Source organism: Paraburkholderia sp. JHI869 (assembly GCF_038900775.1).
Lineage (GTDB): Bacteria > Pseudomonadota > Gammaproteobacteria > Burkholderiales > Burkholderiaceae > Paraburkholderia.
Genome location: NZ_JAYMSC010000013.1, coordinates 168593 through 182823 on the forward strand (window position 1 = coordinate 168593; position 14231 = coordinate 182823).

13 protein-coding genes and 1 pseudogene are annotated in these 14231 nt (G+C 60.4%); 7 read left to right on the forward strand and 7 right to left on the reverse strand.

Annotation, left to right across the window (positions count from 1 at the left end):
* Positions 1 to 1752 carry an IlvD/Edd family dehydratase gene (locus VSR72_RS22695; RefSeq protein ID WP_342954571.1) on the reverse strand — a complete coding sequence of 584 codons (1752 nt, stop codon included), beginning with the start codon at positions 1750 to 1752 and terminating at the stop codon, positions 1 to 3.
* 179 nt (positions 1753 to 1931) lie between these two features.
* Between VSR72_RS22695 and VSR72_RS22700 the strand changes: the two genes are divergently transcribed.
* Positions 1932 to 2915 (forward strand): LysR substrate-binding domain-containing protein, encoded by a 984-nt coding sequence (locus VSR72_RS22700; RefSeq protein WP_342954572.1) that lies wholly within the window; start codon positions 1932 to 1934, stop codon positions 2913 to 2915.
* A gap of 34 nt (positions 2916 to 2949) precedes the next feature.
* Positions 2950 to 3810, forward strand: a complete 861-nt coding sequence (locus VSR72_RS22705) for a class I SAM-dependent methyltransferase (protein WP_342954573.1) — start codon at positions 2950 to 2952, stop codon at positions 3808 to 3810.
* A gap of 59 nt (positions 3811 to 3869) precedes the next feature.
* On the opposite strand, the gene VSR72_RS22710 is transcribed toward VSR72_RS22705, so the two are convergent.
* From VSR72_RS22710 to VSR72_RS22720, 3 genes are all read right to left on the reverse strand, one after another.
* The gene (locus tag VSR72_RS22710) at positions 3870 to 4076 is read right to left on the reverse strand and encodes a hypothetical protein (protein ID WP_342954574.1); all 207 of its coding nucleotides are present in this window, start codon (positions 4074 to 4076) and stop codon (positions 3870 to 3872) included.
* Positions 4077 to 4198: 122 nt separating this feature from the next.
* Positions 4199 to 4507, reverse strand: a complete 309-nt coding sequence (locus VSR72_RS22715; protein WP_342954575.1) for a DUF4148 domain-containing protein — start codon at positions 4505 to 4507, stop codon at positions 4199 to 4201.
* A 29-nt stretch (positions 4508 to 4536) separates the two neighbouring features.
* The gene (locus VSR72_RS22720; RefSeq protein WP_342954576.1) at positions 4537 to 5568 is read right to left on the reverse strand and encodes an AraC family transcriptional regulator ligand-binding domain-containing protein; all 1032 of its coding nucleotides are present in this window, start codon (positions 5566 to 5568) and stop codon (positions 4537 to 4539) included.
* Between the two features lie 206 nt (positions 5569 to 5774).
* On the opposite strand from VSR72_RS22720, the gene fabF reads away from it, so the two are divergent.
* A complete protein-coding gene (gene fabF / locus VSR72_RS22725; protein ID WP_342954632.1) occupies positions 5775 to 7013 on the forward strand; it encodes a beta-ketoacyl-ACP synthase II in 1239 nt (412 codons plus the stop codon).
* 290 nt (positions 7014 to 7303) lie between these two features.
* Here the strand turns inward: fabF and VSR72_RS22730 are convergent, their stop codons facing one another.
* Positions 7304 to 8191 (reverse strand): LysR family transcriptional regulator, encoded by an 888-nt coding sequence (locus VSR72_RS22730; protein WP_342954577.1) that lies wholly within the window; start codon positions 8189 to 8191, stop codon positions 7304 to 7306.
* 208 nt (positions 8192 to 8399) lie between these two features.
* Between VSR72_RS22730 and VSR72_RS22735 the strand changes: the two genes are divergently transcribed.
* Entirely contained in the window at positions 8400 to 8537 is a 138-nt protein-coding gene (locus VSR72_RS22735) for a DUF3563 family protein (RefSeq protein WP_342954633.1), read from the forward strand.
* 69 nt (positions 8538 to 8606) lie between these two features.
* On the opposite strand, the gene VSR72_RS22740 is transcribed toward VSR72_RS22735, so the two are convergent.
* Positions 8607 to 8948: a hypothetical protein gene (locus tag VSR72_RS22740; protein ID WP_342954578.1), complete on the reverse strand. Its 342-nt coding sequence runs from the start codon at positions 8946 to 8948 to the stop codon at positions 8607 to 8609.
* Positions 8949 to 9636: 688 nt separating this feature from the next.
* Here VSR72_RS22740 and VSR72_RS22745 point away from each other — a divergent pair.
* Positions 9637 to 10381: pseudogene (locus tag VSR72_RS22745) on the forward strand (bestrophin family ion channel); the annotation flags it as partial.
* Positions 10382 to 11258: 877 nt separating this feature from the next.
* The gene (locus VSR72_RS22750; protein WP_342954579.1) at positions 11259 to 11855 is read left to right on the forward strand and encodes a TetR/AcrR family transcriptional regulator; all 597 of its coding nucleotides are present in this window, start codon (positions 11259 to 11261) and stop codon (positions 11853 to 11855) included.
* A 93-nt stretch (positions 11856 to 11948) separates the two neighbouring features.
* Here VSR72_RS22750 and VSR72_RS22755 read toward each other — a convergent pair whose 3' ends face one another.
* Positions 11949 to 12686 carry an SDR family oxidoreductase gene (locus VSR72_RS22755; protein WP_342954580.1) on the reverse strand — a complete coding sequence of 246 codons (738 nt, stop codon included), beginning with the start codon at positions 12684 to 12686 and terminating at the stop codon, positions 11949 to 11951.
* Between the two features lie 503 nt (positions 12687 to 13189).
* Here VSR72_RS22755 and VSR72_RS22760 point away from each other — a divergent pair.
* Entirely contained in the window at positions 13190 to 14221 is a 1032-nt protein-coding gene (locus VSR72_RS22760; RefSeq protein WP_342954581.1) for an efflux RND transporter periplasmic adaptor subunit, read from the forward strand.
* Positions 14222 to 14231: the final 10 nt, after the last annotated feature.

Consider the following 14231-nt stretch of genomic DNA (forward strand, 5'->3'; position numbering starts at 1 on the left):
TTAGTGCGAATGGCGCGGCACCGCCGCCCCGCGCTTGCCCACGAGAAAGTCGAGGTCGCAACCTTCGTCGGCCTGCAGCACGTGATCGACATAGAGGCGCGCGTAACCGCCCTTGCCCAGTTGCTCCGCCACGCCAGGCGCGGCGGCCGGATCGACGTCGCTCAAGCGGCGCGCCAGTTCCTCGTCGCTGATGTCCAGATGCAGACGACCCGATTCGCAGTCCAGCTCGATCCAGTCGCCGTTGCGCACCGCGGCCAGCGGGCCACCGGCCGCCGCTTCCGGCGCGACGTGCAACACCACCGTGCCGTAAGCCGTGCCGCTCATGCGCGCATCCGAAATGCGCACCATGTCCTTCACACCCTGGCGCAGCAGCTTGGGCGGCAGGCCCATGTTGCCGACCTCGGCCATGCCCGGGTAGCCGCGCGGACCGCAGTTCTTCATCACGAGGATGGAGTTCTTGTCGACGTCGAGCGACTCGTCGCCGATAGTCGCCTTGTAGTGGTCGAAGTTTTCGAACACCACGGCGCGGCCACGATGCTTGAGCAGCTCGGGCGTCGCCGCCGAAGGCTTGAGCACCGCGCCGCGCGGCGCGAGATTGCCGCGCAGGATACAGATCCCGCCGTCTGCGATCAATGGGTTGTCGAGTTGACGAATCACTTCGTCGTTGTAGTTGGGCGCTTCGCGCACGTTGTCCCAGATGGACTTGCCGTTCACCGTGAGCGCATTGGGATGCGGCAGCAGGTTCGCTTCGCCAAGCCGGCGCAGCACCGCCGGCAGCCCGCCCGCGTAATAGAACTCTTCCATCAGGAAGCGGCCCGAAGGCTGCAAATCGACGATGGTCGGCGTATTGCGGCCAATGCGCTGCCAGTCTTCGAGTTCGAGATCCACGCCAATGCGGCCCGCAATCGCCTTCAGGTGAATCACGGCGTTGGTCGAGCCGCCGATGGCCGCGTTCGTGCGGATGGCGTTTTCGAACGCTTCGCGCGTGAGGACCTTCGAGAGCTTCAGGTCTTCCAGCGCCATCTGCACGATGCGGATGCCCGACATGTGCGCGAGCACGTAGCGGCGCGCATCGACCGCGGGAATCGCGGCGTTGTGCGGCAGCGAAACGCCGAGCGACTCGGCCATGCAGGCCATCGTCGAGGCGGTGCCCATGGTGTTGCAGGTGCCCGCCGAGCGCGACATGCCCGCTTCGGCGGAAAGGAACTGGTGCAGGTTGATCTCGCCCGCCTTCAGTTCCTCATGCAGACGCCAGACCACGGTGCCCGAGCCGATGTCCTTGCCTTCGTGCTTGCCGTTAAGCATCGGGCCGCCCGTCACGACGATGGCGGGCACGTCCACGCTCGCCGCGCCCATCAACAGCGCGGGCGTGGTCTTGTCGCAGCCGCACAGCAGCACGACGGCGTCGATCGGGTTGCCGCGAATCGCCTCTTCCACGTCCATGGAGGCGAGATTGCGCGTGAGCATGGCCGAGGGGCGCAGGTTCGATTCGCCGTTCGAGAACACCGGGAATTCAACGGGAAAGCCGCCCGCCTCATAAATGCCGCGCTTCACATGCTCGGCGAGCTTGCGGAAATGCGCATTGCAGGGCGTGAGTTCCGACCAGGTGTTGCAGATGCCGATGATCGGGCGACCATCGAATTCATGATCGGGAATGCCTTGATTCTTCATCCAGCTTCGGTACATGAAGCCGTTCTTGTCCGTGGTGCCGAACCACTGTTGGGAGCGCAGTTTGGGTTTGGTATCCGACATCGTGTTCGTCTTGTAGTGCGGGCGTTTCGCCGATTGGTTCGCCGAGTCGTTCGAGCGATGGATTGGGCACAGTCTAGGGAGAAGTCTGATAACCTTCTAATGAAAAAATGGACGCTTCCGATATCGAAATCGGCATTGGTATAAACACCTAAAACTATTTGGGAAAACAGGCGGAAAACATGCTCGATACGAGCCCCTGGTATGTGCGCACGCGGCTGAAAACGCGGCAATTGCTGCTCGTCGTGGCGCTGGCCGAAGAAGGCAACATCCACCGCGCGGCGGCCGCGCTGAACATGACGCAGCCCGCTGCCTCGAAGCTGCTGCGCGAGCTGGAGGACATGCTCGGCGCGGTGCTGTTCGAGCGCATGCCGCGCGGCATGAGGCCCACGATGTACGGCGACGCGCTCATACGCCACGCGCGCGCCGTGCTCGGCAGCCTCGACCAGGCGCAGGAGGAACTGAGCGCGCTCAAGGCCGGGCGCCTGGGCCACGTGGCGGTCGGCGCGATCACGTCGCCTGGCGTGCGCGTGCTGCCGGCGGCCGTCGCGGCGGTCAAGCGCACGCATGCGAACCTGCGCGTATCCGTGGAAATCGACGCCAGCAACGTGCTGCTCGAACATCTGGCGCAAGACAAGCTCGACGTGGTGCTGGGCCGCCTTTCCGCCGAACACGACAAGCTCCAGTTGCGCTACGAACCGCTCGCGGGCGAACCGGTATGCGCCGTGGTGCGGCCGGGGCATCCCATGCTCGAGAAGGCAGCGGATAAAGCCCAACCGATCACGCTCGCCGACATCGCGCGCGCCACCTGGGTCGTGCCGCCGGTGGGCAGTGTGCTGCGCCACCGCTTCGAACTCATGTTCCAGCGCGCGAGCCTCGCACCCCCTTCGAACGTGGTCGAAACGCCCGCGCTGCTCTTCATCACGCGCGTACTGGAGCAAAGCGACATGATCGCCGTGCTCACCGAAGACGTGGCGCGCTACTACGCGGCGCACGGCATGGTCGCGATCCTGCCCGTGCCGATGGATTGCCAGATGGACGACTTCGGCATCATCACGCGTGCGGACGGCCTGCTCACGCCTGCGGCGAGCGTAATGATCGACGCGTTGCGGCAAGTGAGCGCCGACATTTACGGGGCGCACAGCCGCGAGCCAGCCGCGCGATAATCGTGTGACGAAACCCGCACCAGAGGACTGCACCATGCCCGCCAGCCATACCGCCGCTCCCGACAGCACCGCCATTCGCGTCGCGCTGTGGCGCGCGCTGCACGTCCAGGTCGACGACGCACCCTATGTGCTCGAAGACGAAACCGGCATGCAGATCGCCGCGCCCGAGTCGAACTGGCGCGAGCGGCCCGATATGCACCCCGAAGGCACGCGCGGCTATCGTGCCTCGATCGTCGGGCGGGCGCGCTTTGTCGAGGACCTCGTGGCCGAACAGACCGCAAAAGGTCTCGCGCGGCAGTACGCGATTCTCGGCGCGGGGCTCGATACGTTCGCGCAGCGACACCCCGAGATCGCCTCGCGCCTGCACGTGTACGAGGTGGACAAGCCGGGCACGCAGGCCTGGAAGCGTCAGCGGCTCGCGGAGCTGGGGTTTCGCGAGCAGCACTGGCTGCGCTTCGTGCCGGTGGATTTCGAAGCCGGCGAGTCGTGGTGGGAACGGCTCGCCGCGGCCGGGTTCGATGCCGCGAGTCCCGCGGTGATCGCCTCGACGGGCGTCTCGATGTATCTCACGCGCGAAGCGAACCTCGCGACGCTGCGACAGATCGCAAAGCTCGCACCGGGATCCACGCTCGTCATGACCTTTCTCTTGCCGCTCGAACTCATCGACGAGCCGGAGCGCTCGCAGCATGCCGCCGTGTATGAACGCGCGAAGGCGGCGGGCACGCCGTTCGTGAGCTTCTTCGCGCCCGACGAGATGCTTGCACTTGCGCGCGAAGCTGGGCTGCGCGACGCACGCCATGTTTCGACTGCCGATCTCACCGCACGTTATTTCGCAGGCCGTAGCGATGGGCTGCGGCCTGCGAGCGGAGAGTCGATTCTGGTGGCGACGGTTTGAGCGGCGATCGCAACTGTGACGATCACCTGATTCAGAAACTTTCCAGGGAATCCAGTTTTCTAATATTCCTCAATTAATCGGGCTAGCGATTCGGCCTCTCGGGCGACAGCTTCGTCTGCTGATACACCATCGCTTATCCATAGCTGGACAGTATCTGCGAACGCTTTCTTTGCCGCGCCGCACAACTGAGCGATGCGAATTCTATAAACGCCGTCGAAGCTGAATACCTCCAGCTGCCCCTCGTACTCACGCGCATAGAACTTCATGGTTCGCTCCTTGAGTCGCCGCCGCGCCTGGACGTGCTGCCGACTTTGTACCAGCGCTACCAGAAAGCCGGATTCGCCTATCGTGCGCTCAATTGGCCAGCGGTCAAGGATTTCGTGATCTCTCACCCAGATCGAAACGCCTTGCACTCCGCGTTGAACCAATCGTCGACCCGGCGCTGCGCCGCCTGTAGATCCTCTGGGTAGTATGGGTCGTCCCATGGTGACGGGTTGTAGCCCGCCTTCCTCAGGGCCGCAAGTTCGCTGTCGCGTTGCGCCTTCGTCGGAGTCGCGTTGCTTTTGAGCGCAGCCAGATCATGACACTCCGTTGGGCTCAGATGCGGTCCGCTTTGTGGTGCACCGCCAACGGCACAGCCCGTTAGCAGGAGCGTCAACGCAGTGAGCGTCGAGCGGCTTTTAATGCGGCTTTCCATAGTGCATCTCCACACATGACGCTTTCTCGTCACTCACCCTGGCGCGTACCCTTGCGATAATCAGAAGGACTACTGCCGGTCCAATGTCTGAATGCGCGACAAAATCCGGTGGCGTCGGAAAAGCCGAGATCAAACGCCAGCACTGCCACGCTCGTGTTCGAGTTTGCCAGCCGATGGACTGCAATGTCCCGTCGCAGTCCGTCCTTCACCAACTGGAACTGCGTACCCTCCTCGGCAAATCTACGGTTGAGCGTACGTACCGAGGTGTGCAACGCCTGCGCAAGGTCCCGTATCGTTGTCGGCTGCTCGATATGCTGTTCAAGATACTCGCGCGTTTTGGCCACGATGGAACCGTGATGAAATGCGCTGAATGTCCAGTCTCCGGGCGCACGTTTCAGGAATGCCCATAGCTCGTGCTTCTCGCGCTTGAACAGTTCCGCACAGTCCTCATACAAGAAATAAATGCTCGTCATCCCTGTATCGAAGTGCACTGCGCCGGGGAACAGGAACGCATAGTCCCCAACATGCCTGGGCCTCGCGAAGCTGAACTCGATACGGTGCAGGACGATCTCCCTGCCAAGCAGCCATGACGCTACGCCGTGAGCCAGCTTCATCATCAACTCATGCCCAAGTGGCGTGACCTGCGTGCCAGACGCCCTTTCCACCAGAGCCAGGCGCACCAGATTGTTCTTCGTCGAAATCTGCAGTCGATAATCGTCCAGCAGCAAATTCCAGAAGCGAACAAAACGGTTGAACGCGACTAACACGGTTGGCGCGTCCAGCAAGCTGAGCATAAGGTACTTCAACGTGCCACCGCGGATTGGTCTGGACCACAGTCCCAGCATTTCATCGTCGAGTGTGGCCGCAACCGCCCTGTACAACGCGACGTATTGCTCGCGTGTCATTCGTGCATCTGGCTGATTGAGAAGCGACTGGGGGATGCCGGCGCTTGCGAGTGCCCGTGCTGCCACGTCGTCCCCGTGACGCGTGCGAATGAAGCGCAGCATCCCGTGCAAGAAGTGAGCGGAAAGCGTGAGAGGACTGTGCCGGGACAGGTTCATGGTCCGATCATTATGGCGCACTTTGCATATCGATTGGCGCGATGCGCCAATTTTCTACTCCCTTCCTGCCTATACTGGCCGGAATTTCTGCGGTTATCGAAGCCTGTGATCGTTGCCAGATGGCGCATTGCGTCAACCTCTGGCTGCCCAACTTCGCCAATCAAAAAGGAGCTGCTTTGAATACGAGACGCATTGTCGTGACGGGAATGGGCATCGTGTCACCGCTGGGATGTGAGGTTGAATCCGTATGGAGCCGTCTCTTGAATGGTCATTCAGGCCTGGCTCGTTTGCCTGACGATCTCACGGAAGGGATCGCATCGAAGGTCGGTGGCGTCGTGCCCATGTTGACGTCCGACTCCCCTTGGGGATTCGATCCTGCCATCGCAGTTGAACCCAAGGATCAGAAGAAGATGGACCGGTTCAGTCTGTTTGCGCTGGCCGCAGCACGGGAGGCTTTGAATCAATCCGGGTGGCGGCCTGACACTGAAAGCGCTCGCCAAAGGACCGCAACCATTGTGGCATCTGGCGTGGGCGGGTTCGGTGCGATTGTGGAGGCCGTCAGAGTTACGGACAGCCGCGGGCCAAGGCGCCTTTCTCCTTTCACCGTTCCCAGTTTTCTGGCCAATATGGCGGCGGGACAGATATCCATCCGTCACGGCTTTCGCGGTCCCCTGGGGGCACCGGTGACGGCCTGTGCAGCGAGCGCGCAGGCCATTGGCGACGCAGCGCGCCTGATTCGTGCTGGCGAAGCCGATATCGCCGTGTGCGGCGGAGCCGAGGCCTGCATCGATCGCGTCAGCCTGGGATCATTCGCCGCCGCAAGAACCCTGTCCACGGGCTTCAATGACGATCCCACACAGGCATCCCGCCCGTTCGATGCCGCACGGGATGGCTTTGTCATGGGCGAAGGTGCCGGCATGCTCGTCATCGAAGAACTGGAGCACGCATTGCAGCGAGGCGCCACGCCGATTGCCGAAGTGCTCGGTTATGGCACGAGCGCCGACGCACACCATATGACGTCGCCGCCCGAAGACGGCGCCGGCGGACGTCGAGCGATGGAACTGGCCATCCGGCAGGCGAATCTTGAGCCCGGGCAGATTGGGCATTTGAACGCCCATGCGACGTCTACGCCCGTGGGTGACATCAGTGAACTGGCTGCCATCAAGGCGATATTTGGAACGGGTAGAGGTCCCGCCGTGTCGGCCACCAAGGCCTCTACAGGACATTTGCTTGGGGCGGCTGGCGGCGTGGAAGCCATTTTCACCGTGCTTGCGCTGCGAGATCAGCTTGCGCCACCCACACTCAACTTGACGCAGCCTGATTCGGCAGCGGAAGGCATCGACATTGTCAGCGGTTCGGCCCGCAAGATATCGTCGGAGTATGCGATCTCCAATGGCTTTGGTTTCGGGGGCGTCAATGCCAGCCTGGTATTGCGTCGACTTTGATCACGAAGATCAGAGTCCGCGCTGGACAACGTAACGCCGCAAGCTGGGTTTCCACGGACTCAACCCAAAGCACGTGCGGCCGTTAAAATCCTCATGGAGCAGGTCAGCCGGTCCTACGACTTGCGGACCGGCGTGCGGTGTGGAGTTCGGCAATTGATGTCGCGGTTTGACAATCAATTCTTGTCGTTTTGAGCCGCGAAATCGGGCTTCCGAAACGCGCGACCGCGAACGCGATCGCGTGAACATGACGCAGATGCTGACCAGCACGTTCTGAGCCGACTGCGCGCTTGCTAACCAAGGAGTCTCGAAGCCGTCTGGACGATTTCCGCGACGAACACTTTGACCATTGGATGATTGCGCTCGCCGCGGCGATAAGCGACATAGATTTTTCGGCGAAGCTCTGGCCTCAGCTTCACCCATGCGACGCCGGGCGGTGAACGTAGCCTCCTGAGTCCGGGGACGATTGACACAGAGCAGCCGGAAGCCACCATCGCTTCGATCATCTCGGATCCACGGCATATGGCGTTGGTCCGAGGCTCGTAGCCGGCGCGACGGCACAAATCGGCGACGAAGCTGCCAAAGGGTCCCCCGCTCGATTCGATCGCCCACGTTTCGTCCCTGAGATCGGCCAGGCTAAGCGACGGCTTCTTGCTCAGCGGGTGGTCGGTCGACAGTGTCACGTACCACACATCCTCGGCCAGCGGCACAATCGCGATGTTTTCCCGATTCTCGCCCGCCACGATTGAGAGATCGTCAATCAAGGCGATGTCCGTTCTCCAGGACCGCAGTGCCGCGACCCCATCAATTGCCTCCAGTTCGTCGATTGCGATCGCCAGACGCGGATACGCGTGCTGCAGCGTCTTGACCGTATGAGGAAGGACAACCGAAGCAATCGACGGAAACGCGGCGACGCGCAGCTCGCCGGCGATCTCACGCCGAAGCTCTGCCATTTCCGAGCGGGCCTCGTCCAGCACAACCATCAGCCGCTCGGCGTAGCCCACCAGTGCGTGGCCCGCTGGAGTCAGCCTGACCCTGCGGCCGATGCGCTCCGTGAGCGTGACGCCGGCCTCATCTTCAAGTTGTGCGATCTGCTGTGAAACCGCTGAGGGCGTCAGGAACAGAGCCTCGGCGGCGGCGGCAATCGTGCCACACCGCGCCAGCTCGAGGAGTGCCCGCATTCGACCGAGCTCCAAAGCAGGTACCTCCCGAAAGAACAGATCGATTCAACAGAATTGCTAATGTATTACGTCAAAAACGATAAGTATACGTAAGCATACTAGCCGCCTAAGATTGAATCGCCGAACAGCGCAATAGAACGGCCGCAAGGCACATGCGTAGTGTCGAGTCCGACCAGTGTCACCGGTGAACAACTTTCTGGAGATTATTATGTTTGCCTTCCTCCTTACGCGGATCAGCCGCTGGTTCGAGCGCGCCGAACAACTCCGCAATGACGAGTACCTTGCGGGCGCACGAGACATTGCCGAACTCGAACACCGTATGCGCTCGCTGGAAAGCGGCTGCTAAATGACGTGAGGCTTGCGCAATCAAAGAACCAAGAGCAAACCGCATTGATCTTTTGGTTCGCGGGAGCGCTCAAACGTTGAAGTTTGACGCGATGTTCCCTCGCGTCTTGAGCGCGATTGACGGGCGCTGCGCTGTGAAGTAGTGCCGCAAGATTTCGAGGCGACGGGCGCGTACATCGAGCCTATCGGCATACGCGTTGCGCTCCACAGCGCTTAAGTCAACGGCCTTTACGTGAAACGCCCCAAGTTCGCACGGGACCTGTCGCTCGCCAGTCGCCCAGACGAACTGGCGTGATCCGCCGTCTTTCCAGCGCGCTTCGCGCAGATCCGCCATCTGGTACAGCAGACCGGTTGTCGAACCCGGCCAAAGACCGATGCGGTTGCCTGACTTAACCTCCAGTGCGTACGCCACGAGGATCTTACCTCGTTGCGTGAATCGCACACAGAACGTTGCTCTGTGCGAGTCAGCGATCGGGCGCATCGTCGTAGTACTCGAGAGACACGATCTTGCTGATGTTTGCCTCGTCGTTCGTTTCCGTGTGATTGTGGTCGACCACCTGCACGCCGATCTGATCCACTCAGACTCGATTTGGCTTATGCAGATATCGGCTGTTGGGGCATTCCCACGCGGACAATCTTCCTGTTCGCATCCAACAACAAAATGTCATGGCCAGATAGAGATGTCTGGTCCCACGCGCGGCTCCCGGCCTGTTCGGTCAGCCCAATGCTGTCCATTCATCAAAGGCCATTGACGCGTGCCTGTCAAGTCAGCGAAGGCGAATGGACTGCGCAGAACCGTGACGCTCGGGCGAGGTTGGAACGGCCACAATGATTCGACCATCCGAAACAGCGATGGAAAGTAAAACGCCTTCTCGCTTGCATATGTCGTCAGTGTCGACGCCTGCATTGCGCTCCCATTCCCGAAAATCGCGACGAGCGAATTTCAGCACTATCTTTCTTCTGCACAAGATCGCAGGTCTAGCCCGATCCACTACGTCGTCCTCTCCGATTCTTAATATCGGCAAAGAGCGGTCAATGCCGGCCAACAAATGAACAAACCGCATCGGTGCTATCAAAACTCCAGCTAATAAAAGGCCATCATGATCGTCCGGCCCCGAGAGAACTGGTTCCGGTTGTTGTTCGTCTGGAACGGCTCGATTCTGTCATCCATCATCCCCCAACTATGCTTCATCGCAGTGGTGAGCACGCTTGCGGTCTTCACGCACGAGCGAGTGTTCGGGGAAAAAATTCCGCTCAACACCGCGCCCTTCACGCTGTTCGGTGTCGCACTGGCTATCTTCCTCGCGTTTCGAAACAATGCCAATTATGAGCGCTTCAACGAAGCGCGGCATCTCTGGGGCAATTTTCTGATCGCTTCGCGCACGCTGACTTCGCAGATGCTTTGCTACATTCCGGAACGCGCCGATACCCTGCGTATTGCCCAGCAGGTAATCGGATTCGTTTACGCACTCAAGCATGAATTGCGCGGCACCGATCCCACGATGGATTTTCAGCGCCTTCTTTATCCCGAAGCATCGCATTCATACGCCCGATACGAAGCTGTGGATGCTCGACGCACAACTCGACGAGTTGAGCAAAGCATTGGGCGGCTGCGAGCGGATCGCCTCGACACCGGTTCCGTTTGCCTATAACGTGCTGCTGCATCGTACCGTCTACGCCTACTGCGTTTTGCTGCCGTTCGGCCTCGTGGATTCTGCGGAGTTTTTTACACCGCTACTGTGCGTTTTCATCGCCTATACGCTGATTTCACTTGAAGCGATTGCGAGTGAAGTCGCGGATCCGTTCAGCGTTGCGCCGAACGCGCTCGCGCTCGACGCAATGTCGCTGCTTCAAGATTTTTTCAATTTCCGTAGTACTTAGACTCGAATAGTCTTTACTGACCTTATCGAACATACGTTCTTTTGTATGCTCACTTAAATAACTAAGTAGCATCCCAAGAAATTTGGGCTCTGCGACGAGCTTGAACCTGACAAATCTTTCATTCAATCTGGCATCTTCCAAATACGCTGCAACTTGGGACGCGAATTTATTTCGCTATGACTCTTTACGTTCACTCTCAGAATAGGCGGCTGCTTGCTTCTCCGTGAGCGTGGATGCACTGTGATGCTCGTTAGAAAAGTCATCGACTAGTTGCAGCCCGGACGAATCCTCCTTTGACGCGAAGAGGCGTGCACGCCCCTCTCCTGCTACTACAATCCACGTTGCGTTGCCCATCGCCACTCCTCATGTCGTTTGCCAAAATACGTGCATTGGTCAGGACCGAAGCAGGCTTAAAGAACCACGCTTTGTAAAGCATACATCGTTCGGCCGCAACACACGCCGGTCTTTGCGACGGATTTTTCGCCCTCCCTGTATCGATGCATCGCATCACGCATCTCGCAGTTTGAAGCAGGATTTTCGCCCGCAATCGAAGGCGTAACGGGCGGCAAAGTTCCTGCTGCTGGACGCATGCCGCCGGCACATCGTGGAGCGGCGAGGCAGTATCGTCCGCCGGGGTGCGCCATGATGAGTTCATTCGCACGCACCCTCGCCCAGACATTCAGGTGTAGGCTCCACTTTGAAAGCCGCCTGATCCAGGATGCGAGGACGCCGCGGGTACTGGGGTCGGCTGCGTTCTTCGTGCGGCGCGACGATTCTCCTGGGAGGTTGATTTTCAGCGTTGATCAGATTATTGTGTCGACTGCTACAGAAAGGAAAATCCATGTCCGCCATAGGACGACCAAGAGAGTTCGATCGCGAGGCCGCCTTGCATGCCGCCATGCTGGTTTTCTGGCGCAAGGGCTTCTTCGCAACCTCGATGAACGATCTTTGCGACGCCATGGGGATCAGGTCCCCGAGCCTTTACGCGGCGTTTGGAAGCAAGGAAGACCTGTATATCGAGGCCGTGCAGCGCTACAACGCTGCGGCCCGTCGGCTGATCTGGGATCACATCGACGACGGCCCCACCGTACGGGAAGGTGTGCGAAAGGTCTTGCTCGCCGCCGCTGCCGTGCTGCCTGGCGACGAAGGGGTTCCACCGGGATGCATGGTGAATCTGGCAACCGTCGGTGCCGATTTTCCCGGTCCGATTCCCAAGACGCTTCAAGATGCCCGGCTCGACGGACTCAAGATGTTGCGATCGGCGATCAGGCGCGCGGTGACCGCGGGAGAACTGCCTCGCGCAACCAACGTCAACCGCCTTAGCCGTTTCTATCTAGGCACGATTCAAGGGATGGCCATTCAGGCCCATGACGGCGCGACCCGAAACGACCTGGCTGGCACGGCAGAGATGGCGATGGCCGCATGGCCCGGCAAGTGAGACGACAGCGTGGGTCGGTGACGGAGCCGCACCTGAACCGACTCTCATCAAAAGAACAGCAAGGAAGGGCTCGAACTGCAGCCCTTTCTCGCGTCAGGCGTTCGCGCCACCGTCGACAGTCAGCGCAGTTCCCGTGATGTAGCCCGCTTCGGCGCTCGCGAGGAAGACGACCGCTTGCGCGATGTCGTCACCGTTGCCGTAGGCTCCGGTTGCCGTGAGCGCCTTCATCACTGGCGCGAACGGGCCTTCGGCCGGGTTCATGTCGGTGTCGATGGACCCCGGCTGAACCAGGTTGGCGGTTATGCCCTTCGGGCCGAGTTCTCGCGCCAGACCTTTGTTGAACGCCACAAGGGCAGATTTCGTACCGGAATACACGCCAAGGATCGACGCCGGGACGCGATCGGCGAAAAAGCTGCCGATTGAAATAATTCTACCGCCCGCCCTGAGATGCGGAATCGCGGCCCTGGCCGCCACAATCGGTGCACGCACATTGACGTTCAACATTGCGTCGATGTCTTCCAGGGAAAGGTCCCTGACGTCGCCCATCCTGAGAATGCCGGCGTTGTTCACCAGGATGTCAAGTCCTCCGAGAACCTCGACAGTTTTCTCTACCGACGCCTGAATCGCAGATGCGTCCGCGCTGTCGGCCTGGATCGCGACACCGTGCCGGCCCGCCGCTTCAATGTCCTTCACTACGCCATCGGCTAGTCCGGCCGATTTTTCGTAAGTGATCGCTACGTCTGCACCTGCTGCCGCAAGGGCCTTCGCAATGGCAGCGCCTATTCCTCTGCTCGCCCCAGTGACCAAGGCACGCTTTCCATTCAGCTTCATCGTCGACTCCTTTTGTGTTGAACGACACACAAGTCTAGAAGCGACTCACTGCGAGAGTCAACAGTCTTTTGTAGTGATCAGCACATAAATAGATAGACACATAGAGCCCTGAAGTCCACTACTGTCGGGCCGCAAGCGCGTTTGCGGAACGATTTAACCAGTTTATGGGGAACACTTCCCCATCGCGACACAGTAGCGTGACGCAACTGTCATGTTTATAGTTGCGTCACGCTACTAAGCAGCAGGGATTTGACAAGAACTCTTGTATCTCACGCGGGAACGCAAGCTTAATGAGGAACACCATGAATGACAGTTTTGATCAGCTCGAGGCTGAAAGCGTAGTCAGTGACCCTCCAGTGCGGCCTGCGGGCAAATCGCGCGTGAGTCTGGCTGCGGGGGTAGTTGTGATCGCGGCGGCAGCGGCAACGGCGCTTCATCTCCACCAGTCAACACCAGCGCAGGCTGTTGTTCCGCCCGCGCCATCCGTTGCGGTCAGCGCGCCCTTGCAACGCAACATTGAAGACCGACTGGGTTTCCTTGGCCAGTTCTCCGCGGTCAGCCGTGTGGAAATCCGCGCGCAAGTCGGTGGCACGCTCACGGCGATCCATTTCAAGGATGGCGACATCGTTCACAAGGGCGACGTGCTCTTCGAGATCGATCCCGAGCCGTATCAGATCAAGCTAAGCGAGGCCACCGCGCAACTGGAATCGGCAAACGCGAAGCTTGCGCTGGCGACGCGCGAGCTTTCCCGCGCGCAACAACTCCAGCAGGCCGACGCCGGCACGGTCGAGAACGTCGATCAGCGCGTGGCCGATCAGCATGCGGCTCAGGCTGCTGTCGACGCCGCACAGGCCCTGGTTCGCGACGCGAAGTTCGACCTCGATCACTGCCGGATCGTGGCGCCTCTTACCGGCCGCATCGGCAACCACCTTGTTTCCACTGGCAATCTGGTCGCGGGCAGCCGCGCGGCGACGAGTCCGACCACGCTGCTGGCCACACTCGTATCAATGGATCCGGTGTATCTCGACTTCGACATGAGCGAAGGCGACTACATGGCCTTCCAGCGCGCGCGCGAGATGGCAGGCGGCGACGTGGCAAGCAAGGTCGACATTTCGCTCAGCGACGAAACCCGCTTCACGCACCGCGGCACGCTCGATTTCGTCGATAACGAACTGAACCGCGCTAGCGGAACGATTCATGCCCGCGCCATTGTGCCCAATAGCGACCTGCTTCTGACGCCCGGCGGCTTCGCCCGCGTGCGTCTGGCCGTTTCCACGCCCAGGCCCGTTCTGCTCGTGCCCGACGCGGCGGTGCTTGCAGATCAGTCGGATCACATCGTTCTCGTCGACGGTCCCAATGACGTGGCGACGCCCAAACAGGTGCAGCTGGGCGATCTTCGCGGCGGACTTCGGGTGATCCGTGCGGGCCTCGCGCCGACCGACAGGGTCATCATCGACGGCATTCCCAGCGTCAGGCCGGGTTCGAAGATCGCGCCGCATGCCGGCACGATCCACGCCACTTCCGATCAAGGCTAAGGCGGAGTCA